The sequence below is a fragment of the Segatella oris genome (genome assembly GCF_900637655.1).
Taxonomy (GTDB): domain Bacteria; phylum Bacteroidota; class Bacteroidia; order Bacteroidales; family Bacteroidaceae; genus Prevotella; species Prevotella oris.
The window spans coordinates 2,674,850-2,699,679 of sequence record NZ_LR134384.1 but is presented as its reverse complement, the minus strand read 5'-3'; the positions used below and the strand labels follow the sequence as shown (position 1 = coordinate 2,699,679).

At 44.6% G+C, this 24,830-nt stretch carries 20 protein-coding genes and 1 tRNA gene; 8 read left to right on the top strand and 13 right to left on the bottom strand.

Annotation, left to right across the window (positions count from 1 at the left end):
- Positions 1 to 7 precede the first annotated feature (7 nt).
- The 4 genes from trxA to EL210_RS11335 form a co-directional block, all read right to left on the bottom strand.
- Entirely contained in the window at positions 8 to 496 is a 489-nt protein-coding gene (trxA, locus tag EL210_RS11355) for a thioredoxin (RefSeq protein WP_004371609.1), read from the bottom strand.
- An 800-nt stretch (positions 497 to 1,296) separates the two neighbouring features.
- Entirely contained in the window at positions 1,297 to 1,773 is a 477-nt protein-coding gene (locus EL210_RS11350) for a porin family protein (protein WP_004371607.1), read from the bottom strand.
- 312 nt (positions 1,774 to 2,085) lie between these two features.
- On the bottom strand, positions 2,086 to 6,504 hold the full coding sequence (locus tag EL210_RS11345; RefSeq protein WP_018919660.1) for a pectinesterase family protein: 4,419 nt from the start codon (positions 6,502 to 6,504) through the stop codon (positions 2,086 to 2,088).
- Positions 6,505 to 7,211: 707 nt separating this feature from the next.
- The gene (locus EL210_RS11335) at positions 7,212 to 7,382 is read right to left on the bottom strand and encodes a 4Fe-4S binding protein (RefSeq protein WP_004377051.1); all 171 of its coding nucleotides are present in this window, start codon (positions 7,380 to 7,382) and stop codon (positions 7,212 to 7,214) included.
- A gap of 191 nt (positions 7,383 to 7,573) precedes the next feature.
- Between EL210_RS11335 and porT the strand changes: the two genes are divergently transcribed.
- Positions 7,574 to 8,323, top strand: a complete 750-nt coding sequence (gene porT / locus EL210_RS11330) for a type IX secretion/gliding motility protein PorT/SprT (protein WP_026285889.1) — start codon at positions 7,574 to 7,576, stop codon at positions 8,321 to 8,323.
- Here porT and EL210_RS11325 read toward each other — a convergent pair.
- Together EL210_RS11325 and EL210_RS11320 are read right to left on the bottom strand one after the other, a co-directional pair.
- Entirely contained in the window at positions 8,304 to 9,182 is an 879-nt protein-coding gene (locus tag EL210_RS11325) for a bifunctional metallophosphatase/5'-nucleotidase (protein WP_004371602.1), read from the bottom strand. The two genes, porT and EL210_RS11325, sit on opposite strands and share 20 nt — an antisense overlap.
- A 21-nt stretch (positions 9,183 to 9,203) precedes the next feature.
- The gene (locus tag EL210_RS11320) at positions 9,204 to 9,968 is read right to left on the bottom strand and encodes a 5'-nucleotidase C-terminal domain-containing protein (RefSeq protein WP_018919657.1); all 765 of its coding nucleotides are present in this window, start codon (positions 9,966 to 9,968) and stop codon (positions 9,204 to 9,206) included.
- A 209-nt stretch (positions 9,969 to 10,177) separates the two neighbouring features.
- On the opposite strand from EL210_RS11320, the gene rplS reads away from it, so the two are divergent.
- Positions 10,178 to 10,543, top strand: a complete 366-nt coding sequence (gene rplS, locus EL210_RS11315) for a 50S ribosomal protein L19 (RefSeq protein ID WP_004377058.1) — start codon at positions 10,178 to 10,180, stop codon at positions 10,541 to 10,543.
- A gap of 171 nt (positions 10,544 to 10,714) precedes the next feature.
- Here the strand turns inward: rplS and EL210_RS11310 are convergent, their stop codons facing one another.
- Positions 10,715 to 10,996, bottom strand: a complete 282-nt coding sequence (locus tag EL210_RS11310; RefSeq protein WP_004371598.1) for a hypothetical protein — start codon at positions 10,994 to 10,996, stop codon at positions 10,715 to 10,717.
- Between the two features lie 86 nt (positions 10,997 to 11,082).
- On the opposite strand from EL210_RS11310, the gene EL210_RS11305 reads away from it, so the two are divergent.
- Together EL210_RS11305 and EL210_RS11300 are read left to right on the top strand one after the other, a co-directional pair.
- Complete coding sequence (locus EL210_RS11305) at positions 11,083 to 12,264, top strand: phosphoribosylaminoimidazolecarboxamide formyltransferase (RefSeq protein ID WP_018919656.1); 1,182 nt, start codon at positions 11,083 to 11,085, stop codon at positions 12,262 to 12,264.
- A gap of 140 nt (positions 12,265 to 12,404) precedes the next feature.
- Positions 12,405 to 12,602 carry a hypothetical protein gene (locus EL210_RS11300; RefSeq protein ID WP_004371596.1) on the top strand — a complete coding sequence of 66 codons (198 nt, stop codon included), beginning with the start codon at positions 12,405 to 12,407 and terminating at the stop codon, positions 12,600 to 12,602.
- A 733-nt stretch (positions 12,603 to 13,335) separates the two neighbouring features.
- Here EL210_RS11300 and EL210_RS11290 read toward each other — a convergent pair.
- The 5 genes from EL210_RS11290 to hpt form a co-directional block, all read right to left on the bottom strand.
- On the bottom strand, positions 13,336 to 14,496 hold the full coding sequence (locus EL210_RS11290; protein ID WP_018919654.1) for a M23 family metallopeptidase: 1,161 nt from the start codon (positions 14,494 to 14,496) through the stop codon (positions 13,336 to 13,338).
- A gap of 60 nt (positions 14,497 to 14,556) precedes the next feature.
- Positions 14,557 to 15,339 (bottom strand): peptidoglycan editing factor PgeF, encoded by a 783-nt coding sequence (gene pgeF, locus EL210_RS11285; protein ID WP_018919653.1) that lies wholly within the window; start codon positions 15,337 to 15,339, stop codon positions 14,557 to 14,559.
- Positions 15,339 to 16,505, bottom strand: coding sequence for a GTPase ObgE (obgE, locus tag EL210_RS11280; protein ID WP_004377070.1), 1,167 nt, complete (start codon positions 16,503 to 16,505; stop codon positions 15,339 to 15,341). Before obgE ends, pgeF begins: the two co-directional genes overlap by 1 nt.
- A 338-nt stretch (positions 16,506 to 16,843) precedes the next feature.
- The gene (locus EL210_RS11275; protein ID WP_004371587.1) at positions 16,844 to 17,416 is read right to left on the bottom strand and encodes an adenylate kinase; all 573 of its coding nucleotides are present in this window, start codon (positions 17,414 to 17,416) and stop codon (positions 16,844 to 16,846) included.
- Positions 17,417 to 17,457: 41 nt separating this feature from the next.
- Positions 17,458 to 17,997, bottom strand: coding sequence for a hypoxanthine phosphoribosyltransferase (gene hpt / locus EL210_RS11270; protein ID WP_004371585.1), 540 nt, complete (start codon positions 17,995 to 17,997; stop codon positions 17,458 to 17,460).
- Positions 17,998 to 18,101: 104 nt separating this feature from the next.
- On the opposite strand from hpt, the gene EL210_RS11265 reads away from it, so the two are divergent.
- Both EL210_RS11265 and EL210_RS11260 read left to right on the top strand, forming a co-directional pair.
- A complete protein-coding gene (locus EL210_RS11265) occupies positions 18,102 to 19,619 on the top strand; it encodes a bifunctional ADP-dependent NAD(P)H-hydrate dehydratase/NAD(P)H-hydrate epimerase (protein WP_018919652.1) in 1,518 nt (505 codons plus the stop codon).
- Between the two features lie 15 nt (positions 19,620 to 19,634).
- A complete protein-coding gene (locus EL210_RS11260) occupies positions 19,635 to 20,675 on the top strand; it encodes a DUF4831 family protein (RefSeq protein WP_025879742.1) in 1,041 nt (346 codons plus the stop codon).
- Between the two features lie 570 nt (positions 20,676 to 21,245).
- On the opposite strand, the gene EL210_RS11255 is transcribed toward EL210_RS11260, so the two are convergent.
- Positions 21,246 to 21,319 (bottom strand) — tRNA-Met (locus tag EL210_RS11255).
- 320 nt (positions 21,320 to 21,639) lie between these two features.
- Here EL210_RS11255 and EL210_RS11250 point away from each other — a divergent pair.
- Together EL210_RS11250 and EL210_RS11245 are read left to right on the top strand one after the other, a co-directional pair.
- Entirely contained in the window at positions 21,640 to 23,538 is a 1,899-nt protein-coding gene (locus EL210_RS11250) for an LptF/LptG family permease (RefSeq protein ID WP_026285888.1), read from the top strand.
- A gap of 72 nt (positions 23,539 to 23,610) precedes the next feature.
- A complete protein-coding gene (locus EL210_RS11245) occupies positions 23,611 to 24,822 on the top strand; it encodes a bifunctional 3,4-dihydroxy-2-butanone-4-phosphate synthase/GTP cyclohydrolase II (RefSeq protein ID WP_004371578.1) in 1,212 nt (403 codons plus the stop codon).
- Positions 24,823 to 24,830 lie beyond the last annotated feature (8 nt).

Genomic DNA, 24,830 nt, shown 5'->3' with positions numbered 1-24,830 from the left:
TCATTTTTTATTTGAGCAATGTGCTTTTAATTGCATCTTCCAACTGTTGGCGGTTCATTGCACCCACCTGCATGTTGGGTTTCCCGGTCTTTGGCACAAAGAGAAGCGTTGGAATACTACGTACACCGAAGAGGGCTGCAAGTTCTTCCTGTTTGTCAACATCAACCTTATAGAAATCTACTTTGCCGTCATATACGCCTGCAAGTTCGTCTATCACCGGGGCCGTTGCCTTGCAGGGACCACACCAGGTGGCATAGAAATCAATCACCGCAGGACGTTCACCTTCGAACACCCACTCGTTAGGATGCTTCTCATAGTCCATCACTTGCTTCTTAAATACATCTGCTGTCAGCTCTGTTACTTTCATCTTTTTCTCCTTTACTTGTTTTTGATTATTTTGCTTTGTCTCTGTAGGCGTCTTGCCACTCTTGTTTTGTGAGCATGCACTCAGGCCGATTGTAGCAGCCAAGGCCATGAAGATTATCTTTCTTTTCATATTTCCTCATTAGGGGTGAATACTTGTTTTACTTTTGTTTCCATTGGAAAACATTGCAAATATAGAGATTAATTTCCGAACAAACAAATTTCCATTGGAAAATAAATACTATTTAACTAAATGGCCCTTTGTTTTAAGTTGTGCGCTGTTGACAATGGAATTGTTCACCTTATTATATTAATATGGGTGCTTTGCAAAGCCACATTGAATCATATCAACAATGTATTCTCCATGCAAGAGAAAACAAGACACAATTATTTACAAATTGCTTCATGAGATTTGCACAGTTTTCTTGAAAGTCAATCTCGCTCTGAAAATGCGAGTTTTCAGGCTGTTTTGTAAAGTGTTGTAAGTCAGGTGATTATGGAGATAAAGTCGTTTTAATGCTTCTCTTTACATGAAAAAACGAAGTGATTTGCACCATTTCAGTGGCTCATTCAAGTCATTTTACGTGCTGATTTGATGCAAATAGCGATGCTTAATGACGCAAGTTACAATGTAATGGGCTGCAAATGAGCACGCTAAAACCATGAAAAGGGGCTGCATCATCGTGGAAGAAAGCATTTCTGTATCTATTTGGAAAGGAAAAAAGAACGGTTTTATTGCGAAGTTTCCTGACATTGTTTTTCCAAACATTCAGTGTTTCTTGCCAGACTTTCTGCGGGGAGATATAACATAGGGAAGACTTTCAAGAGCGTCTTCCCTATGTTAAGTTCAATGTCTTCTAAAGGTTAAGGCAGATTCGGTTTGCGTTTAATTTGCAAATAGGTTGCCTGTAACTGTATCGTTTCAGTGGTTGTTTAGAACACGTAAACCAAGCTGACATCCATCACACCACGGTCAATATCAGAAACAAACTGATAGTAGGTTTCAGCATTGAAATGCAGGTTGGGGGCGATATTTAACTGTACACCGCCTCCAAGATTAAGGCCGGCTTTGGTTGAACTGACGCTCGCGCCGGGGCCGTCATAGTCAGCTCCGACGATAGTCATACCGCCGAGAGGATATACTTTGAACCGATTGGTGATGTGAAAGAGGTAATGTAAGTTCATGTTTACATCCCATGCACTGACTTTGTTGTCGCTCTTCGGATAGAAATTAGCAGTGAACTCCGGTCTGAAATGATTGTCGATGTTGTATCGTGCAATTGCTCCGAAGCCCAAGTGAGGCTGTTCGGTGGCGTAATTCAACCTTGCACCCAGCTCAATAGTCTTGGCTTGGGCAAACGCTCCAACGCTTATTAGCATGAGCGTCAACGTGAATAATAGTTTCTTCATGTTGCTTTCTGTTATGTAATTTATTATTGATGATGCACTTTCCGCTTTGTTGTTTGAATGCGGACCGGTGCTTTTTTATAACTCTCTTTTACGTTTCCTTTGTTTTTGTCTATGCGTTATACGCCGTTATCCATAAGGTCTTACGCTGCAAATATAGGCATTTTCTTTAGTTCTTAGGAAGATATGTAGGTTAAAAAGCGTTATCGAAGAGGCGTTTGTCCATGCTGATTTCTTCACAAAAGGCCTTGCTGCAAGGAATGCGCAAGGCCTTTCTGATGATTTGTTTTATCGGTGTTATCTTCTCTTTGATGTTTATCTTACAATCCTTTTGCAGGCTTTCACGCTCCCATCGGCAAAGGCTTGCACAACGACTACCATGCCTTGAGTCTGCGCATTGCATGCCGTTCCATCGGGACGAAAGTAGTTGGTGCGGACGACTTCTTTGTCATTGACTGACAGGTTGCGCAGATTGGTGGTGCCAGATGATGAAGTTGGTTCACTGAAACCACCCATGGCGTTGGCTGTCCGCACAGAATAGATTGCCCCGTTCGCTACATCTTTGAGCGTATATTGCAGTGATTGGGTGATTGTGAGGAGTTCATTGTCTTTGAAAACAGCATACCATGGGTTGGGTGCTACCGTTGAAGAAGCTGTCCACGACAGTGTTTTCCCATTCAGTTTCACATCAGGTGAGGTCGCCTGTGCAGTCAGGTCGGCCGGTTGCCAGTCGGGAAACACCTTGTCAAGTGTGAACAATGCCGCTGAATCTGCACTCATTGTAGTGTTGTAAGTGTAGTTCCCTGTGCTGTGAGTGAAGGTTACAACATTCTTCTGTGGTGTCAGAATGTTACCTTGTTCGTCTTTAGAGGCGTACTCCTTGAACTGATAAGCGGCAATGTTCATACCGTTGAGCGTGAAGCGTTTGATGCTGTTGCCTTCATTGAGGGGCTGTTCATTCATCGTTGTTCCTATCCAGGCAAGTTTCGATTTGCCTCCCCAGCTGCGGCCAAGTGAGTAGCCTTCTCTGTTCAGATTGGTGATTTTGCAGTCGCGCATCACGTAGCCAAAATGGTTGTTTTCAGCAGGGTAGGGGGCTGCAATGACGTCGGTTCCGCCATTGTTCAGGCTGCGTGGTTCGTTCATGAAGTTCACTTTATTGAAGAAAACATCGCCACTTCCGCAGACATAATCCACAGTTCCGTGAATCTCTCCACCCTCGAAGTAATACTGTCCGTTGCCATTGCTGTAATAAGTATCCTGATATGAGCGCAGATTTACATGTTTGCAAATGGTGCGGTTTCCCTTGTCTTGAATGGTGACAGCACGTCCGGCTGCACCGCTGCTATAGTAGTCAAGTGCATTCTCTATGGTCAGATCCTGAAAGTAAGTGTTGTTTCCCGTGATGAGAAATGTGGCAGTTGTGGCAATGCCTTCATTGGCGACGCATGGTTTGTTACGGATGATCGTCTTTTCAGCACTGGCACCTATGAGCGAAATGTTATTGCCGTTGATAGGTGTAAGCACCGTTTCGCCGAGGTCATAAACCCCATTTGGAATGAAAATCTTAGTGCGGTGACTGCCTGCTTTGGCATTGGCAATGAGTAAAGTATTCAGCAAACTTGCTGCATCTCCGGCCTTAACGACATAATATCCCGCCTCATTCTGTACGACAGGATTAGTCTTGGTGTTTGCAATAGTGATAGCATGGAGGTAGACGTTATTGTCAAAACACAGATGAAGTACATCTGCATTGCCTTGATATTCATAGCTGATGACAGCACCGTCTGTGGCAGCTTTTGCCGGCAGTGATGCCAATTGCTTTCCTTTACTGTCTTTAATGATGAGATTACCCGATGAATAAATGCAGCCTTTCAGAAAGATGTAAGCGTCTCCACCCACTAATAATTCAACATCATCTGATGCTCCAAAGGCCCAACCATGCTGCCCGTCATGATGCTTTGCAGGGCCTTTGCTGTTGAAAGCTTCGTGATCTTCATCGTAGAAATAGCTATCGGTGAGGTCAAAGATGTATCGTTTGCTGGTGCTTTGAACTTCTTTTTCCGTGGCAACAGCATAGAGAGCAGTGTTTGAACTAACCTTGTCATTTATGCTCATCTTACGGTTGTGAGCGCCTGATGCAGCAGCAAACCAGCCACGAAACACCTTTCCTTTGCCCACGGTTACATTTGAAGCATGATATGAAAAGGCTGTGATAGGGGCATCTTTCTCTATCTGTTGTTTCCCAATAACACTGCCGTCGGTGTTGTAATAAGTAAGCGTGATGTTTGATTTCCAGATAAAATCAACCACATAGTTCATGTTCTTACCCTCCGCGCTGACCTTTATTGTGACGCGACATCCCTTGTCTGTTGTTGCATAGGCAATATGTTCTATCGTGCCGTTCTCGGCAATAACATCGGTCAGCGGATTGCTTTCGCCAATCATGGACTGCGTTTTCGAGAGTTCAATCGTGGCTCTTTGGCTGCCGTCGGCTTGCTCTTTGAACAGTGTAGCAGCCTGATATACCTTGCCGTTGGCTTTGAACGATGCCAGAACTGGCGTTGAACTCTGATCTACTTTGCCATAGATAGCGAGTTCAAAGAGATAGGCATTCTGATTTGTCGTGAGGTTGGTGAAGCGCAAACAACAATTGATTTTGTTCACCTCTACATCTACATCGGCACCTGATGAAGGGTTGGCTTCACTACTGCTCAGCGTGACCCAATCCTTGTCTCCGCTACCTTTTGCTTCGAGTTTCCAGCCACGTTTGCTTCCCGTTGCACCGTGTTTGAAATGCACTTTCGTGATGTTTTTCAATGCAGAAGTGGTCACCATAGGCGTCGGAGTCTTTGAAGCCATGAGATAACCACCTGTCCATTTCGGGAATTTAGCAGTGTTCTTGTTGGTCGAACTGACCTCTGTATCAATGAGAGTGAAGTTTAATTCCTCATGACTATAACGTGTCTGGAGGCTTACTGTGCTTGCCGTTGCAGAGGCTTTAGCACTCGTCCAGTCAGAAAAATCAGTTGAATAGAGTGTCTTTTCAACGCCGACAATCGGCCCGGAAGGGTCTTTTGGGTCGACAAGTTTCACCGTTCTACCATTGTAGTAGTCAAGTCCCGCAGCCTTGTTGCAGGCAGGATAATATTCATCGACGCTCGTTTCGGCATCTTGGTTCTTCTTTTTCACAAGGTCTTCTACCAAGCTGTTGGCATAGACTTCAAGGTTAGTGTAATAGCCTTTCGGGTCAAGCGAGCTTGTAAGGGCATCGGTAGCATCGTTCGGATTGAGTCCGTTTGCCTGCTCCCAAGCATCGGGCAGCCCGTCATTGTCACGGTCGAAGTCGGCCGATCGCTTACCTGTTGGGAAGTTTTTCTCCGTGTAACCGTCAACATCTTTCACGACATCTATAATGCCGGGTCTGCCTGTTTTACTGCCTGTATAAGTAGCCGTTCCATGGTTAGCCTCCTGATTATACCGCACGTCTACCGTGTCGCGAAAGAGCGAAGCGCCTGCAAAGGCCAGCACTTTCTCATAGGCTTTCGTGGCTTTGTGCGTGGTGACAGCGCCTGTCGTAATAGGTGTTGTCAGCATGATGGCAACATATGGTTTCCCATTATAGGTTTTGTGGGCAGCGTCTTGATAATAGTTGCCGGCATCGAGCGTGTAGGGTTGCGCGTCAATCGTCTGCACCCCATTGTCGAAAGCAACGCCTTTCCAGTCGTAATTCTGTGCTTGTGGGCCTGCTGCTTCAACGTAGTTTCCCTGAATGAAGTAACGGCTTGTCATGCCAATCATGTCGCCTTCGGTTGAATTTCCATTAGAACCGACGCTGATTTCGGTTACTCTTTTCGTGTTTTTTGTAGCAGGGCCGGCCTTATAATAGTTGTTGATGATGTTGATTTGACCGCCACCTGGCCCACCATAACAGCCATTTCCGCTTCCCCAGTTATAGAGAACGCAGTTGCGAAAGTCTACATTTTCAGCCATCACTGTATTGCTCCAGCGGTGTGAAGCGTATTGAAGATTATCCGTATATCCGTTCCAACGGTAGCGTGCTCCATTGAAACGAGGTGCCCGGTTGTCTACACTTCCTATATAATTATGGTGGAAACTGGCCAACTTTCCGCCCCAGATGCCGCCGTAACCATGCGCTCCCTTGTCATGTCCGGCATTGGTCAAAGCCTCGCCGAGCATGCACCATTGCATCGTGAAGTTATTGTTGTCGTAGAACGAAGCGAGTTCGTCAATGCTCCAACTCATCGAGCAATGGTCGATGATGACACCTGTGAGGTGGTTGTTCCAAATGGCATCGGCACCGTCGTTCACGTCTCGTTCCTGTCCACGGCGAAAGCGAATGAAGCGTATGATGTTGTTTGAACCCGGGCGAACTGTATAATATCGGATTGTAATTCCAGGGTAGGGGGCTGTCTGTCCGAGGATAGTTGTGTTCTGACCGATGTTGAGATCGGAGGCCAAAGGAATGACTCCGCCCACATCAAAGACTATGGTTTTCTTCTTGTTTCCGCTTACTGCGGCACGAAGTGAACCCGTTCCGGCATTGTTGAGATTAGTAACATGGATGATTTCTCCGCCTCGGCCGCCCGTAACATAACGTCCGTGGCCTTCTGCTCCGGGGAAAGCGGGAGCCTGTGCCCATGCTGCTTGCAGGCCGAAAGCACTGAACATGCAGAGCATCATCACACTCAAACAGTTTTTGATTTTCATCATTTTATAAGGTATAGTTTGGTAGATTGTTGCTGCAAATATACATCTTTATCAGCATATCAGCGAGGAAAAGCGGTGTCAATCTATGCCTTTTTCTACGTAAACGTTTGCGAATTCAGTTTCCTGTGATTGCGTTTGGCATTCCTGCATCATCGATAATGCAGCAGAATGTAATTAGTGTTACACGCTGTTTTTGTAAAGTTTGTTATCCGATTTTTAACACATGATGGCTCCACCAAATAGAAAAAGAAAGACGGTTTCATTGTGTTTGCAAAGCCATTTAGTAAGTTTTATGACTCCATTTTCATCCACTTAGTCTGCAATTCCGGTCATCTTATGCCGTGATTTGATGCAGAACACACTGCTTCTAAAGTCAGATGACGCTGTAACTTGATGCAGATTGCAACGTAATTTGACGCAAATCACGCGCATTTTTGACATCAATAAATGATTTGAAAAGTATCAAATCACACAACTGTTTGATAGTCAGCAGATTATTAAAAGCGCTCAAAACTCGCGTATTTGGAACGAGGTTGCGTTTTATTTCAAATACGCTGGCCCTGCGAAAGCAATTGTAAACATCCTTGAAAAAGATTAACATATTATTCGCTTGCAGGGAGGTTGAATGCTTTTCTGACAGAAAACATGAAAAAAAACGACATGCTGCAAGGTTGCAGTATGCCGTTTCTTTATGCTTTATTTCTCTCTCCTTATTCGGGAAGACTGATTGCCTCATTAGGGCAAACATCAGCACATGTGCCACATTCTGTGCAAGCTTCAGGGTTGATTGAGTAGATATCACCTTCTGAAATTGCGCCTGCCGGACACTCATCAATACATGTACCGCATGCGATGCAGTCGTTACCAATTACGTAAGCCATAATACTTTAAATTATAATTTCATAATGTTTTTGTAAACTCGACTAAGCAAATGAACTCAGTTTTCACGTTGCAAAGATATATATTATATTTGAGAATACCTACTTTTAGGTATGATTTTTTTCGTTCTTTTATGCTTTTTCTTGTTCAATGTCATGCAATATAGTGCCTCATGGAGCGTTTATCGAATAGCATGAAGATAAAAAGACGGAGTATATTCCTCGTGATGTTGGCCTTTAACTTGGCTGCCACAGCACAGCAACGGACGGTGCAGAACCGCCCGTATACAGACTTACGGCCCTTTCATTTCGGTATTTCTGTGGGCACACATGCCCAGGATCTGGAGTTTGTTAATCGGGGAGAGCAGACGGTTGTGGCCGAAGACGGCACATCAAGCAAGCAGACCATAACCACTGACCAAGACCGTTGGGACATGGGGTTCAACGTGGGGGTGCTCGGTGAGATGCGTCTTTCGGAGCATTTTCAACTGCGTGTTGCACCGACCATGTATTTCGGTTCACGCCATATTGTGTTGCTGAACCATAGTGTGGTGGGGCCAAATGGCAGTCTGATGGAGCAGCGGCAGAACTTGAAGTCGGTATATATTGCGACACCAATTGATTTGATTTTTGCAGCACCTCGCTTCAACAACCACCGTCCTTACATCATGGCGGGACTGACTCCAGCCATTAATCTTAGTGGAAAAAGCAATGATTTTGTGAAACTGAAACGTTATGATGCGTTTGCAGAAGTAGGACTTGGTTGTGATTTCTACCTGCCGTTTTTCAAGATAAGACCAGAGTTGAAGTTTATGTATAGCCTTCTAAACAGTCTTGATACAAAGCATATCGAGCGTATGGAAGATAAAGCTATGCTTCCATACGCCCGTTCTGTGAGTGAAACGCATTCTAAAATGATTGTTCTTACTTTCTACTTCGAGTAAGATCGAGTTTGAGTTTACCCACGTAAATGGCATTCTTGCCCTCGTGATCTACGGGAACTTCGTGTCCGTCTAAGTCTTTCACATAGTGTAATTCCTTGAAGAAAGTGTGTGAATGACCACCGAGAACGATGTCAATTCCTCTTGAATTGGCAATTACCATCTGGTCACCCATGCCCTTTTCTTCCCATCCAAGGTGAGAAATGCAAATGACAAGATCGCACTTCTCCTTACCACGAAGCAGTTTAACCATGTCGTTAGCCACGCTCACGGGATTGAGGTATTTGATAGTTCCATAGTTCTTGGTAGCCACAAGGCCTTCCAATTGCGGGTCAAGGGCAAAGACTCCGATTTTTATTCCCTTGCGTTTCAGCACGATATATGGCTTGACAAGTCCTTCAAGTGCAGTGCCTCGGAAGTCGTAGTTGGAACAGATGATAGGGAAGTTTGCCTTCTTGAAGAGGCGAACCATATTGTCGAGACCGTAGTCGAACTCGTGGTTTCCAATGGTTCCTGCATCATAATGCATCCTATTCATCAGTCCGATTTCGACGTCCCCCTTAAATAATGTATAATAAGGTGAGCCTTGTGAGAAGTCACCGCTATCGAAAAGCAACAGCTCCGGCTCCTTTTTGCGCTCCTCTTCAAGCATAGATATGCGGCGAATGAAGCCTGCACGACCGGCAAAGAGCGTGTCGGCAAGGTTCTCATTCAATGGAAGTATGCAGCTATGGGTATCGCTGGTGTGGAGTATTGTGAGTTGTTTCTGGGCATAGGCTGTTGTAGATGCGCACGCAAGCAGCAGGCAACAAACGGCTAATTTGAGCGTTCTCAGCCTTTTTGTATATTGAAATCTTTTCATAGTCTGTGTTTTGATAAATGGTTATTTCACTACGATGCGACCTTCTATCTCGCGACTTACGGGCTTATTCTGAGCCTTCTGTTCGCGGAAATAGTTCATAATGATGAAGCGAACATTGTTTTCCTGCGTCTGTGGAGACACTACATCGGTGCCCGACTTGAATGCCTCGAGCTTGTCATTGCCTTGTGCTAAATAGTCAAGTGTAGCCACACGATAGGATTTGTTGTCGTCAATGGGCATGCCGTTGAGCTTGCAATCCATGAGTTTATGGTCTTTGCTGATCACTAAATTGACGCCATGACTGACGGCTTCACCGCCTGTTGCAGCAATCTGTGCAAAGAGTTCACGAACCTTTTCGCCTGTCAGTGTGAGGAAACAAATCTTATTTTCGAATGGTGCAACATCTACAACATCACCGTAAGTAACCTTACCTTTGGCAAATGCAGCACGTATTCCGCCCATGTTATAAACGGCAAAATCCACCTTCTCATGATAGCTTTTGCCACCCCATTGCAGGATATCGGCAAGCAGATTAGACAGTTTACTCTCGGGTTTTCGGGCTGCCATATACTCTGTAACCTCACCAACTACGGGACTCATGATGCTGTCTACCTGGTGTTTATAAGGCGCAAGGAACGCTTGTGCATCATGGTTTGGATGAGCATCGTACTTATTATTGATAAGAATACGACTGTAACTGACGGCTGTAAGCTCATAATGTGGCTTGCAAGAAGCCAATGCAAATAAAGCCGGAGCCATTAATAAAACGACTGATTTCTTGTACATACATTTGTAATTAGTTGTTACAAAGGTAGTTATTTTGAGTGGAAAAAAGAAGAAATAGTGTTAAAAACAAGAGAAAACCGATGCTGCAAGTGTTGCAATTACTGTTTTTTTTGTAACTTTGCACCGCTTTTCGGCGTAACCGCTGGCAGCAGAAGAGTTGCTTTGCCATGTTGCGTTGGGCGCAAACAAAATTTAATTTCAAACAAAAAATGGATTTAATTAAAGTTGCTGAAGAAGCATTTGCAACCGGTAAGCAGTTCCCTTCATTCGGTCCCGGCGACACTATTACAGTGGGTTACAAGATTGTCGAGGGTACCAAAGAGCGTGTTCAGCTCTATCGTGGTGTAGTAATCAAGATCTCTGGTCATGGTGACAAGAAACGCTTTACGGTTCGCAAGATGTCAGGTACTATAGGTGTAGAGCGTATCTTCCCTATCGAATCACCGAACATCAACTCTATCGAAGTGAACAAGCGTGGTAAGGTTCGTCGTGCTAAGTTGTACTATCTCCGTGGTCTTACAGGTAAGAAAGCCCGTATTGCAGAGAAGAGAACCAACACGACAACAGCTCAGTAATCTGCTGTTTCTTCGCAAAGAAATAAAAGAGGTTATGCTCCTTACGGTGCATAACCTCTTTTTCTTTAGTACGCTTTAGAAGCATTTATATCATAACATGAATTTTATGAGTTACTATGAACTGTTGAGTGAATTGTCCATTCATAAAAATCAATGTTCAAACTTCAATGTTCAAAGCTTTTCATCTTCCTTTTTCCCCTCATCCATAAACGTTGCTTTCAGACTTTCCCAATCTTGAAATCCGGCGAAAAGAGACAGTCGGTCGAGCGTTTGTCTTGATGGTTTTTCGACTTCCAAGAGGTAGTTCCAAAGCTTTCTCAACGAGGATGGGGCAAGATTGACGTGGTAGTGAGAAAAGAATTTGGATATTTTTTCAAAGTCATTTCCTGTCCTTGCTTTCTCAATAAGCTTTGAGCCAGCCTCTTTCTGCAAAGAAATCATTTTCCGTTTCATAACATACCTGGAAATAAAATACTTGTGCTGCAAAGGTAATCATTATTTTTTTATTATCTTTGCAATTAGTTTAATTTACTCTCAAAATGAAAGAATTAGCTTTAAAGTATGGTTGCAACCCCAACCAGAAGCCTTCCAGAATTTACATGGAAGACGGCAATTTACCCATCGAAGTAGTCAACGGACGCCCCGGTTACATCAATCTTCTTGATGCACTCAACAGCTGGCAACTCGTGAAAGAACTGAAAGCCGCTACCGGGATGCCTGCTGCAGCAAGTTTCAAACATGTTTCTCCGGCCGGTGCTGCTATCGGATTGCCACTCAGTGACACGCTGAAGAAAATCTATTTTGTCGATGATGTGAAGCTTCCTCTTTCTCCACTTGCATGCGCATATGCCCGTGCCCGCGGTGCCGATCGCATGTGTTCGTATGGTGATTTCGTTGCTTTGAGTGACGTTTGTGATGCTGCAACAGCCACATTATTAAAGAGAGAGGTCAGCGATGGAGTTATTGCGCCGGGCTTTACACCCGAAGCTATCGAGATTTTGAAAGACAAACGAAAGGGTACCTACAATGTCATTAAGATTGATCCCGACTATATTCCTGCGCCGATTGAACGCAAACAGGTGTTTGGTGTGACTTTCGAACAGGGACGCAATGAGGTGAAACTTGATGACCCTTCGCTGTTTGAGAACATTCCAACACAAAGTAAAACATTCACCGATGAGGCTAAACGCGACCTGATTATCGCCCTCATCACGTTGAAATATACCCAGAGCAACTCTGTTTGTTACGTCAAAGACGGACAAGCAATCGGTATAGGTGCAGGCCAACAGAGCCGTATTCACTGCACGCGTTTAGCCGGGAACAAGGCTGATACATGGTGGTTGAGGCAGTGTCCGAAGGTGATGAACCTGCCTTTCAAGCCTGGAATACATCGTGCCGACCGTGATAATACGATTGATGTTTATATCAGTGAAGACCATGATGACGTGTTGCGTGACGGTGTCTGGCAGCAGTTCTTTGCAGAGAAACCAGCAGTACTGACGATGGAAGAAAAGAAAGAATGGATTGCCAAAAACACGAATGTAGCGCTTGGAAGCGATGCTTTCTTCCCCTTTGGCGACAACATTGAGCGTGCACATAAGAGCGGTGTGCAGTATATTGCACAAGCCGGTGGCTCCATTCGTGACGATAATGTCATTGAAACCTGCGACAAATACGGCATTACAATGGCCTTTACGGGGGTGAGATTATTCCACCATTAATTGTTTATTTTAAGCTTTGGAGTTTGAACATTGAACTTTATGATAGCTTCTGCATATCCAAAACATATCATGAAGTTCAAGTTTCAATGTTCAAACTTCAAAGTCATTAATCTTCAAACTTCAATATTCAAAGCATTAAGATGACGGATGATTTTCAGAGTATATTAGAGAATGGCATCAGTTTCAAAGGCTCTTCGGGCCCTAAGAAAACGGATGATAAGGTGAAAACCAAAGCCAAAAAGAAAAAGTATGTGACGGGAGCGCATGGTTCGGGAAGTGCCCGTCAGAAGGCAAAGTATCGGGAACAGCGCGCCAACAGAAAGTCGCAGAAGAGATAAGACAAGTCTTTCTGTGGGGTTTTCATGCACAGAAGCGTCTGCTTTTTCTGTAAAGATTTCTATCCGTTTTTAACACTTCGGAGCATCACCAAATAGAAAAAGAAAAGCAAGAAAACGGACATTATTTTTTAATTTCAAGGTTTTCCGGATGCAATTCCATTTATGCAGCGGTGTAATTTGACGCAGATTGCATGGCTGTTTGAGTCAGAATGCATGATCATCTGATGCAAGTTGTGGTGTGATTCAATGCAAATTACAGGGTTTCTCAGCGTAATTTTGTTTCATGATTTGGCTGTAGTTTTATAACATCTTGATAGTCAATATATTATAAAGTGCCAGAAAACAGCGTATATTTGGAAAGAGGAAGACTTTCATTTCAAATTCACTATCCTTGCAAAGTGATTTGTAAACTTCCTTGATGAGATTTAACACATCATTCGCTTGTTGGCTAAATGGCGTGAAATCTGACAGGCTTCATGGTTTATGGAAAAGGAAAATACGTGATATCACTGCTGAATTCGGTTGATGAAAACAAAGGTTTCGTTTTGTCAGAAAGTATTTATGAGGTTGTGTCTGCTTCTCAATGGAGGTATAAATCTACTCTGATTTCATGTGTTTTCATCTTCAAGAAGAGAGAAAAGAAAAAGGCTCTGTCTTGCAGAGCCTCTTATTATATAAATAGGTATGATGCTTTTGTTCGCGAAAGTCCTTATAGACGATATCGTTAAATAGCTTATTTGTTGGCGTAATAGTTGCGTTCTGACTTGACAGCGCCATTCTTCGCGAGTGTCAAAGTCACTTGTTGAAGTGACTTGTTGGTGTGGTCAAAGAGCACGGCGGGATTGAGTTGGCGTCCTTGGAAGAATACTTCGAAGTGCAGATGCTCGGTAGTTGCGCGTCCCGTTCGGCCTGTCAAGCCAATCACTTGCCCTGCTTTCACCTTATCACCCACCTTGACAAAGTTCTTCGATTGGTGGCTGTAGAGAGTCTCAAAGCCATAGCGATGCTTGATGCGTATGCAGTTCCCATAGCCTGCAAAGGGGCAACTTTTGACGACAACGCCGTCAAATGCTGCGACTATTCGGTCGTTGGGCTTGGTCTTAATGTCTACACCCGAGTGACGACGTGGGCCTCCAAAGGGGCTGATGACATGACTTCCCGGCAGCGGATATGCCCAGCGTTCCTTCTCAATATTGGAGAGATTGAGTTTGAAAGTGTTAGCATCTTCAAATGGATTTTCAGGGTCTATATCTTCGTTTTTGCCTTTCTTCTTGCTCCCGTTGGCATCATTGGCGCCCTTCACGGCTACGTCGACAAAGCGTCCGTTCTTTGTACACAGCAAAGTTTTCTTGCGGAGTTTGTGGCTTTGCAGTTTGATAATGATCTCCGGAGTGATGCGTCCGCCATTCACCATAATGGCAAATTTACAGTAGGTTTTCCCTCCTTCACTGCCCACAATGGCTATAGATTGCCCGGCATTGACCTTTTGTCCCACCTTCACGAGGTTCTGGGCGTTGTTTCCATAGACGGTTTCGAGGCCATTGTTGTGGCGTATGACGATGACATTTCCATAGCCGTTGATATTACGCGAGAGGCGAACAGTGCCGGCAAACATGGCTTTTACGGCATCACCTTCCTTAGTCTTGATTTCCAAAGCCTGTCGATTGTCGATGACTTCAGACTTTCCAACGGGCAGAGGAAAAGCGTAATCGTCGGCTTTCAAGGTGCTGAGATCAATGCTGATTGTGTTAGAATGGGTGAAGAGTCCTGGCGTAGGAATGCTGATTTGCTGCTGTTCGGCAGGCGTAAATGTATCTTTCGCCGGTGTATAGGCCGATGTGACAAGGGCCAAAAGAATTGTCGAAGCAATATTTGTCAGTCTTGTTTTCATCATTATATGTTATGGGTTAGTAATATCTTTCAATTTAATTTCGCTGCACTTGCGGTCGACATGTTATGCCTGCAGCATGATACCTGTAAATATTCTGCCAGAGTTGAGTCCGAGTCGGCGGGCAGAAAAATAGTCTTCAAAACGTGTATAAGTGCACACATTTGTTGTCTGAATGTTCTCGTCTTGCAGTCCGGCATGCAGCAGTTGCAGGCGGTTACAAGCCTTTAAATCAATATGCCACTTGTCTTTATAACAGGAAATGGCACTCATGTCGAAGCCTGCAGCACGGAAAGTCTCATAGACTTCATCGCCCACTTCAAAGGCATTGCATGATATGCCGGGACCGATGACGGCATGAAGGTCGGCAGGTTGTGTGGCAAAAACCTGTTGCATGTGTTGGATGGTGTGCTCAACGATGCGTTTTACCGTGCCTCGCCAACCGGCATGAACCGCAGCAATGGCATCGTGTTTGGCATCGTAGAGGAGCACAGGAATGCAGTCTGCCGTTGACACTCCGATGCAGAGACTGCGCTCTTGGGTCATGATGGCATCGTAGCCTTCTGTTTTTTGTCGGCGTTCTTCTGCGGTAAGATGCCGCCATGTGTTGTCGATGACTATGCCTTTTGCCTCATGCACTTGGTGAGGCATAATGATATGATCAGGTGTAATGCCCAATTCCGTGGCTAAAAGCAGGCGGTTACGCGCAATATCATCAGGGTTGTCGCCACAGAATTCGTTGATATTGAATGCGCCAAAGACACCCTTGCTGACGCCTCCCTGACGGGTAGAGCTGAAAGCACGGACACCTTTTGCGATACTATATTCGTTTAATTTGGGCCTGATCATTATTCAGTTTCGTCGTCGTATTCAAAGTCTTCCAAGTCTTCTACATCGTCCTCATCAATGAATTCGATGTCATCTTCATCGGCACCTTCAGCCTTGATTTCGTCTGCAAAGATGCTCATGTCCTTGTCACGGTGTACGAGTGTATCCTCAGCCATAATCTCCTGAAGCTTGTTGCTCTCGCTGTTAAGCTCTTTCCAAAGCACATCTTTGAGTTCGTTGAGGCCCAAGCCCGTAACCGAGGAAATGAAAACGACGGGTAAATCTTGTGGCAAAGTGTCTTTCAACATGTCGATTAATTCGTCATCGAGCAAGTCACTTTTAGTCACGGCCAGCACGCGATGCTTGTCTAACATCTCGGGGTTGAACTGGCGAAGTTCGTTGAGCAGCACCTCATATTCTTTCTTGATGTCGTCTGTGTCGCCTGGAACCATGAACAATAACAAGGAGTTGCGTTCGATATGTCGCAGGAAACGCAGACCAAGTCCCTTGCCTTCACTGGCTCCTTCGATGATACCTGGAATGTCGGCCATGACGAATGACTTGCTGTCGCGATAGCCCACAATGCCCAACGAAGGTTCAAGCGTGGTGAAAGGATAGTTGGCAATCTTTGGTCGGGCACTCGAAAGAGCCGACAACAACGTTGATTTCCCTGCGTTTGGAAAGCCCACAAGTCCGACATCGGCAAGGAGTTTCAACTCCATGATAATGGTCATTTCCTCCATAGGCTCACCGGGTTGAGCATAGCGGGGAGCCTGATTGGTGGCCGAACGAAATTGAAAATTGCCCAAACCTCCGCGTCCTCCTTTCAGCAAGAGCACTTCCTGGCCGTCATAAGTGACGTCACATACATACTTACCTGTCTCTGCATTATAGACCACAGTGCCACAAGGCACGTCGATATATGTGTCTTTTCCGTTGGTGCCGTGACATTTGTCACGCCCACCGTTACCGCCATGTTCTGCATAGATATGACGCTGATATTTCAAGTGAAGCAGTGTCCAGAAGTTGTGATTTCCCCTGAGATAAATGCTTCCTCCATTTCCTCCGTCGCCTCCATCGGGGCCTCCGTTGGGTTGATACTTTACATGACGCAGGTGCATGGAGCCTCTTCCGCCCTTTCCCGAGCGGCAATAAATCTTTACGTAGTCAACGAAATTGGAGTCCATCTCTTATCTTTGATGTTTGAAAATTGAACTTTGAACTTTATGAATTGCAATCTTTTAGCATGCTCTTTGCACCGAAAAGATTTGCCTTTGCGTGCTCTAAATGTTGATGTTTGAACTTCGATGCTTCTTGAAAGATAGTTTTGTTAACAGATAAATGTCGTTTTCAACCGTTTTCCTTTCTAACATAAATGAAAGCCGTTAATGTGCTAATGTAAAACAATTACTAATCTTTGGGGCCTGGTTTTGAAGCCTGAACTCTCAAGAGAAAAGTTTGAAGCTTGCCCTTTAGATAGGAAACCAATCATAAAGTTCAAACCTCAAACTTCAATGTTCAAAGGTTACAGCTCGTCAATGACATTGCTGATGCGGGCGAATATGTCGTCAACGGTGCCTAAACCTTCTACATGATGGTGAACACCCTCTTTTTTATACCAATCAATAAGCGGTGCAGTTTGTGTGTGATAGACATTGAGACGTTTCTTGATAGTATCTTCGTTGTCATCGCTTCTGCCACTCTCTTTGCCACGATTGATAAGGCGTGCCATGAGTTCTTCCTCTGGAACAGACAGTTCAATCATTGCTGCAATCTTGTGGCCACGCTCATTGAGCATCTTCTTCAGCGCTTCTGCTTGTGGTGTAGTGCGTGGAAAACCGTCGAAGATAACACCTTTATGCTCTTTACCGAAGCTGTCATAGACACTTGCAAGAATATCAACCATCAGTGCATCGGGTATCAACTGACCATTGTCAATATAGCTTTTGGCGGTCTTGCCAAGCGCTGTTCCATTCTTGATTTCATTACGTAATACGTCGCCAGTAGAGATATGTCCGAAGCCATACTTCCCTATCATCTTGTCGCTTTGAGTGCCTTTTCCTGCACCAGGAGCACCGAAAATTACAATATTCTTCATTCTTTCTTGATGTATATAACGATAAATTGTTCAATCTTTACTTATTTGTCTACAATAGTGTAGATATCTCTGAGCTGACGACCTTGCTGGTCATAGTCGAGTCCATAACCCACAATGAAATCATTGGGAATTTCTATTGCAGCGTATTCTATATCTAATGGCACTTGAAGTTTATCAGGCTTAACGAGCAAAGAGCAAATGTGAATAGACTCCGGATGACGTGTGCCGAGAGTCTCTATCATGCGTTTCATGGTGAAACCTGTATCGACAATGTCTTCTACAATGACGACGGTACGGCCTGTAAGATCTTCATTAAGTCCGATGACTTCCTTGATCTTGCCTGTCGATGTGGTGCCTTGATAAGATGCAAGCTTCACAAATGAGATTTCACATGGAATGGTAATGTTGCGGATTAAGTCGGCCGCAAAGACAAAAGAACCATTCAATACGGCCAGCAGAAGAGGGTTCTTGCCGTCTAAGTCCTTGTTGATTTTCTCGGCAACAGCCTTTACACGCTGCTGGATTTCACTCTCCGGAATAAACGTCTTGAACGTTAAATCCTTGATTTTAACAATACTCATAAGTGCGAATTAAAATAATTTGTAGCAAAATTACTAAAAATATGGGAAACATCCTCTACCGATTAGCATTAATTTTGTATTTTTGCATCACTATACATAGATACATGAAGATATTCAATAGCACTCAAATTCATGAGCTTGACAGATACACTGTAGAGCACGAACCCATTACTTCGCTTGATTTAATGGAGCGTGCAGCCAAGGCTATTGCGCTTACAATCATGCAGAGATGGCCCAAAGAAGCACCTTTTGTGGTTTTCGTCGGCCCGGGAAACAATGGAGGTGATGCTCTGGCTGTGGCTCGATTGTTGGCCGAGGAAGGCTATGTAGTCAGCGTTTTCCTTTTCAATATTCACAATCATCTGTCGGATGATTGTGCAAAAAACAAGCAGCGACTGCTCGACAGCAAGCGAATCAAGGCCTTTAATGAGGTTATCGTCGATTTCGAACCGCCTCGTTTGGATGCTGATACAGTGGTTGTTGACGGCCTTTTCGGTAGCGGTCTCAACAAACCTATAGCGGGTGGGTTCGCTTCTTTGGTCAGATATATCAATCAATGTAAGTGTAAAGTGGTCAGTATAGACCTGCCTTCGGGACTTATGACCGAGGATAATACCTACAATATCCGCCAGAATATCGTGCGGGCCGACCTCACCTTGACCATACAACAGTTGAAATTGAGTATGTTGATGGCTGATTGTCAGCAGTATTTAGGTGAAGTTCGTGTGCTCGACATACGGCTTTCTCCCGATTTTATCGCTGCAACAGACACGCCATACAGCATTCTTGAAGAAAGCGATATACGCAGTAGGCTACGCGAACGCAATGCCTTTGCCCATAAAGGAAATATGGGAACGGCACTGCTGATAGCCGGTTCATATGGCATGGCGGGTGCTGCTGTGTTGGCAACCAAAGCTTGTCTGCGTGCAGGAGTGGGCAAAGTCATCGTTCATACGCCTAAACGCAACTGCAATATCCTGCAAACCAGTGTGCCCGAAGCAGTGTTGCAGATAGACAAGGAAGAAACAATTTTCTCGGAACCAGTGAATACTGAGGACTATGAGGCTGTGGCCATGGGGCCTGGCCTGGGGCAGAATGAAACTTCTGCGATAGCATTGATTGCACAGATTAGGCGCACACAATGCCCTATGGTGCTTGATGCTGATGCGCTAAACATATTGGGTGTGCACCGCGCATGGATGCAACAATTGCCCGAAGGCATTGTCATGACCCCTCATGTAGCCGAGTTCGACCGTCTTGAAGGCACTATGTCGAATGGTTGTTACGACCGTTTGTCAAAGGCAATTGCATTGGCAGAAGGGCTGCATGGCTATATATTGCTCAAAGGTCACTATTCTGCTTTGTGCACACCTGACGGTAAAGTGTATTTCAATCCGACGGGGAATGCAGGCATGGCTACGGCGGGAAGTGGTGATGTGCTGACGGGAATTATTGCCGGACTGTTGGCACAAGGCTACAGTCAGGAAGATGCTTCGCTCATCGGTATGTATCTCCATGGGTTGGCAGGCGACTTGGCTGTCCGTGATTTAGGGCAGGAGAGTCTCATTGCCAGCGACCTTATCGAATATCTTCCCAAGGCATTTGCGCGTATCAAAGAATAAAAAACAATCAGAAATATGAGGAAAATCGCAACCCTTTTGCTGGGGAGTATGATGTTTGTTGCACATGCACAGCAACTCGTAGAAGGCAGCACTTACTATCTGCCAAAAACGGTAGTACAGTTCCATATACTCGTTGAAAAAACGGTTTATAAACCGGGTGAGCTTGCTATCTACAGTGGAAAATATCTGAAAATGCACGATGTGGAGACTGAACCCTCTACCTCTTATCGCATCATTAACATGCAGGTAACCTCCGTGGGTATTCCCGACACAACGCAACGGCATGTTGCTGTGATTGACAAAAAGCACAGTATCATCAGCTTGAACCGTGATGATAACGGCGTTCTTCTTGCAGTTAACACCGAAGGAAGCAAGCCCCAACCGGCACAGCCCTTTGTCTCTGCCCCTAAACCTGCCCCCCTCAATGCACACGATTACATGAATGCCGACATTCTTGCTGCCGGTTCAAAACCTAAAATGGCTGAACTCATAGCTTCTGAAATCTATGAAATCCGCGACAGCCGTAACCAGTTGACACGTGGCGAGGCTGATAATATGCCGAAAGACGGCGAGCAACTGCGTATCATGATGGCCAATTTGGATAAGCAGGAGCGTGCTTTGATGCAGACGTTTATCGGCACGACAGAGAAGGATACGACCGAGACGGTCTTGACTTTCATACCCGAAAAGGAGGTGAACCGCCAGCTGTTGTTTCGTTTTTCGAAGAAGTTAGGCTTGGTAGATGTAGATGATTTGGGCGGACGTCCGTTCTATATCAGCGTGGAAGACCTGCACAGTCTGCCCACATTGAGCCTGCCCGATGAGGGAAAGAAGAGTAAGGATGTGAGCGGAATCTATGTGAATTTGCCTGGAAAGATAAGGCTTTCACTGTTTGACGGCACACGACTTTTCGCCAAGAATGAACTCTATGCCGCGCAGTTTGGCCACACGGAAGCACTCAGTGGCGAGCTTTTCGGCAAGAAAATGACTACGAAAATCGTGCTTGATCCTGTCACCGGAAATGCCCGAAAACTTGAGGTTGTTCCCTTGCAGTAGGCATTTGGTAGGCATTTAAAGCAGAACAACATCACCGTGTGCAGGTTTTCTGCATGCGGTTTTCTATGTATTTAGGGGCTGTAATGTAAGGAAACTTCGCAGAAAACACGCCCCTTTCTTCATCACCAAATAGGAGAAAAGAAGCCTTGTTTTATGGTTTTGTGAGTCGCTTTTATGCTTTAGATGTGCTGATGAGCAGCTTGTTACATTGTGATTTGCGTCATAAAGCTTTGCTACTTGCATCAGATTGACGCGTAAAACAAGTTGAATAAGCTGCTAAAATGACGCAAATGGCATCGCATTTCCATGTAGAAAAAGTTTCTGAAATCAATCCTTTTGTGTAATGGATTGATTATAAGTGTTTTATGAAATATCTCAAAAATGCGTATTTTCAACCTAATTTATGCTTTTTAGAAAACTCTGCAAATCTCATGAAAGGAAATGTAAAGAATTTATTAATCTTTGATATGTGGAACTAAGCACCGTGTTTTTCATTTGCTTTTTGCTTCTTATCAGCTCCCTATAAAAATGAAAAACTCTGCAAATCCATGGTTTGCAGAGTGGAAATTGTAGCGGGGGTGGGACCCGAACCCACGACCTCCGGATTATGAATCCGACGCTCTAACCAGCTGAGCTATCCCGCCATCACATTCATTTTGTTTGTTGAATGCGGGTGCAAAGGTAGTATAAAGTTTTTAAACTGCAAAATTTTCGGGTAAAAAATGCCGTATAAATTGTAATGTGAGCAGTGAGGTTGCGCCGGAATGGGATATGAAGAATGTGTTCTCTTTAGGAGAGTGACAATATGAAGCCGTCTGCTTGGTGAATTGTCGGGATAGGTGTGAATGCTCCCTTATAAGGCTGAAAGTTGATAAAAAATAAAAAAAAGAAAGGTAATCTGATAATTTTATGCTACTTTTGCAAAGATATATTGTGTGTATGAAAACGCATGAAAAGATATCAAATGATAAGGATCAAGAAATTAGATATATTCATTGCTAAACAGTTTGGCATGCTCTTCGTGGGTACATTCTTCATCTGCCAGTTTGTGCTGATGATGCAATTCCTGTGGCGATATATTGATGACTTGATAGGCAAAGGACTCTCAATGGAGATTATGGCAAAGTTCTTTTGGTACATGGGATTGATGCTTGTGCCCCAGGCTTTGCCGCTTGCCATATTGCTTTCTTCACTGATTGCGTTCGGTAACTTAGGTGAAAGCAGCGAGCTTACGGCTATCAAGGCGGCTGGAATTTCATTGATGCAGGCCTTTCGCTCTTTGATAGTCATTACGTTGTTTGTCAGTGGAGTGTCGTTTGTTTTTCAGAATAATATCGGGCCGGAAGCCAATAACAAGATTGCTCAATTGCTGATGTCGATGAAACAGAAGAGTCCGGAGTTAGAGATACCAGAGGGCATCTTCTATGATGGTATACCCAACAGCAACCTGTATGTGCAGCATAAGGACCTCAAAACTGGTAAACTTTATGGCATCATGATTTACAGAATGACGGGTAGTTATGAGGATCAGGCCATCATACTTGCGGACTCCGGCATGCTGCAGTCAACGGCAGAGAAGAAGCATTTGATGTTGAGTCTGTGGAGCGGGGAATGGTTTGAGAATATGCAGACCGATGCTTTCGGTAACAGTGCAGCTATTCCTTATAGACGGGAAACGTTCACGTCGAAGCGTATTGTGCTTGATTTCAATGGTGACTTCAATATGACCGATGCTTCAGCGTTATCGAACAATGCACGTGGCAAGAGTCTTGCGCAGATATACAGAGATATGGATTCGCTGACGGTGAGTTATGACAGTGTGGGTAGGCGCTATTATGAAGATGTTAGACAAGGGCTCTATTATATGCCTCATATCAATCGAAGAGACTCTCTCTTGGCAGTAAAGGCCGGACAACGGATAAATATCGACACGGTCTTCAACCGATTGTCTATGCAGCAGAAGCAGCAGGTGGTCAGCGAAGCAATGAGCAAAGTGCAGAATGCTGTCAGCGATTTGGATTTCAAAAGCTTGTTTACCAGTGACGGCGACCGCATTATTCGTCAGCATGAGATTGAGGCTATCAGCAAGTTTACGGTAGCTCTTTCGTGCTTGATTTTCTTCTTTATCGGTGCGCCTTTGGGCGCTATTATCCGAAAAGGAGGCTTGGGAATACCTGTCATCATATCGGTGTTGGTCTTTATCGTCTATTATATTCTTGATAATTCAGGTTATCGAATGTCGCGAAGTGGTATTTGGACAGTGTGGTTTGGCAAAGGACTTGCGCCGGCCATATTGACACCTTTGGCTATATTCGTTACGTATAAGGCTTCTAACGACTCTGCTGTGTTCAACATAGATCTGTATCGTGAGATGTTGCGCAGGGTGTTAGGGCTGAGGATTAAACGCCATATTTTCGGTAAGGAGGTCATTATTGATGAACCGAAGTACGTGAATGATGCGGCTAAGTTGGGTGTTATCAACAAGGATATCGTGGACTATTCAGCACTGCATAATTTGAAACAGATGCCTAATCCGATAAAGGTGTTCTTCAAATATCGGGCTGACCATGAGATAGAACGCATCAATGATGAGTTGGAGTTGATTATAGCAGACCTTTCGAATACGCGTGATGCCTATATATTAAACGAGCTGAACAAGTATCCTGTGCTTTCAGTGAAAGCTCATACACGCCCCTTTGAACGAAAGTGGCTCAATATTCTTTCAGCGGTTATCGTACCGTTAGGAATATTCTTCTATTGTAGGATGTGGCGTTTCCGCATGCGTCTGCTGCGCGATTTGAAAATAGTCCGGCAGACGAACTGCAATATTATCAACAGAATAGAAAGGGTAGAGGTGAAGTAATATGCCTTTGTCACCTTATTATATATAGTAACTATAAAAGTAGAAAAACCAGAAATCAGAATAAGAAAACATATGGGAGAATTCAGATTAAGTAGTATTGAAGACGCCCTCAAGGATTTTAAGGAGGGAAAGTTTGTTATCGTTGTGGACGATGAGGACCGTGAAAATGAAGGCGATTTGATTATTGCAGCAGAGAAAATTACTGCTGAAGCTGTGAACTTCATGCTCAAGCATGCCCGCGGTGTGCTGTGTGCTCCGATTACATTGTCGCGTGCAAAAGAATTGGATTTGCCACACCAAGTGGCTGATAATACATCTATGCTTGGCACGCCTTTCACGATAACAGTTGACAAACTCGATGGTTGTACGACAGGAGTATCGGCTCATGATCGTGCAGAAACCATTAAGGCTTTGGCTGATCCAAAGTCGGTTCCACAGACTTTTGGCCGTCCGGGACATATCAATCCTTTGTATGCTCAAGACAACGGCGTGCTCCGTAGAAGTGGACATACCGAGGCTGCGGTTGATCTTTGTAAGCTTTCGGGACTCTATCCTGTCGGTGCATTAATGGAAATCATGAATGAAGATGGTACGATGGCTCGTATGCCTCAGCTGATGGAACGTGCGCAGGAGTGGGGGATGAAGATAATTACTATCAAGGACTTGATAGCTTATCGTTTGAAGAAGGAGACGACGATAGAGGTCGGAGTTGAGGTAGATTTGCCTACAATCTACGGACATTTTAGGCTGATTCCATTCCGTCAGACGAGTAATGGACAGGAACATATGGCAATAATCAAAGGACATTGGGATGAAGGTGAGTCTGTTTTAGTGCGTGTTCATTCATCATGTGCTACGGGAGATATTCTCGGAAGTCTCCGTTGTGATTGTGGGGAACAGTTGCACCGATCAATGGAAATGATAGAGAAGGAAGGCAAAGGAGCCGTCATCTATATGCAGCAAGAGGGGCGTGGCATCGGTTTGATGAACAAGATGGTCGCATATAAGTTGCAGGAGCAGGGCTATGACACGGTAGATGCCAATGTACATTTGGGTTTCAAACCAGATGAGCGTGACTACGGATGCGGGGCGCAGATGTTGCGTCATCTCGGTATTCATAAGATGAGACTCATGACAAATAATCCAACCAAGCGTGTTGGTTTAGAGGCTTATGGTCTGGAGATTGTGGAGAATGTTCCGATAGAAATCAAACCAAACGAATACGACAAGAAATATCTTGAAACAAAGCGTGACCGCATGGGACATACGCTACATTTGAAATAGAATGTGGT

Coding starts and splice junctions, on each gene's coding strand:
- porT (WP_026285889.1), top strand. CDS start 7,574: ATGAAGATAAAAAGACGGAGTATATTCCTCGTGATGTTGGCCTTTAAC.
- EL210_RS11325 (WP_004371602.1), bottom strand. CDS start 9,182: ATGAAAAGATTTCAATATACAAAAAGGCTGAGAACGCTCAAATTAGCC.
- EL210_RS11320 (WP_018919657.1), bottom strand. CDS start 9,968: ATGTACAAGAAATCAGTCGTTTTATTAATGGCTCCGGCTTTATTTGCA.
- EL210_RS11335 (WP_004377051.1), bottom strand. CDS start 7,382: ATGGCTTACGTAATTGGTAACGACTGCATCGCATGCGGTACATGTATT.
- EL210_RS11265 (WP_018919652.1), top strand. CDS start 18,102: ATGAAGATATTCAATAGCACTCAAATTCATGAGCTTGACAGATACACT.
- EL210_RS11345 (WP_018919660.1), bottom strand. CDS start 6,504: ATGATGAAAATCAAAAACTGTTTGAGTGTGATGATGCTCTGCATGTTC.
- EL210_RS11300 (WP_004371596.1), top strand. CDS start 12,405: ATGACGGATGATTTTCAGAGTATATTAGAGAATGGCATCAGTTTCAAA.
- trxA (WP_004371609.1), bottom strand. CDS start 496: ATGAAAAGAAAGATAATCTTCATGGCCTTGGCTGCTACAATCGGCCTG.
- rplS (WP_004377058.1), top strand. CDS start 10,178: ATGGATTTAATTAAAGTTGCTGAAGAAGCATTTGCAACCGGTAAGCAG.
- EL210_RS11290 (WP_018919654.1), bottom strand. CDS start 14,496: ATGATGAAAACAAGACTGACAAATATTGCTTCGACAATTCTTTTGGCC.
- EL210_RS11250 (WP_026285888.1), top strand. CDS start 21,640: ATGATAAGGATCAAGAAATTAGATATATTCATTGCTAAACAGTTTGGC.
- EL210_RS11275 (WP_004371587.1), bottom strand. CDS start 17,416: ATGAAGAATATTGTAATTTTCGGTGCTCCTGGTGCAGGAAAAGGCACT.
- pgeF (WP_018919653.1), bottom strand. CDS start 15,339: ATGATCAGGCCCAAATTAAACGAATATAGTATCGCAAAAGGTGTCCGT.
- obgE (WP_004377070.1), bottom strand. CDS start 16,505: ATGGACTCCAATTTCGTTGACTACGTAAAGATTTATTGCCGCTCGGGA.
- EL210_RS11350 (WP_004371607.1), bottom strand. CDS start 1,773: ATGAAGAAACTATTATTCACGTTGACGCTCATGCTAATAAGCGTTGGA.
- EL210_RS11245 (WP_004371578.1), top strand. CDS start 23,611: ATGGGAGAATTCAGATTAAGTAGTATTGAAGACGCCCTCAAGGATTTT.
- EL210_RS11305 (WP_018919656.1), top strand. CDS start 11,083: ATGAAAGAATTAGCTTTAAAGTATGGTTGCAACCCCAACCAGAAGCCT.
- hpt (WP_004371585.1), bottom strand. CDS start 17,997: ATGAGTATTGTTAAAATCAAGGATTTAACGTTCAAGACGTTTATTCCG.
- EL210_RS11260 (WP_025879742.1), top strand. CDS start 19,635: ATGAGGAAAATCGCAACCCTTTTGCTGGGGAGTATGATGTTTGTTGCA.
- EL210_RS11310 (WP_004371598.1), bottom strand. CDS start 10,996: ATGAAACGGAAAATGATTTCTTTGCAGAAAGAGGCTGGCTCAAAGCTT.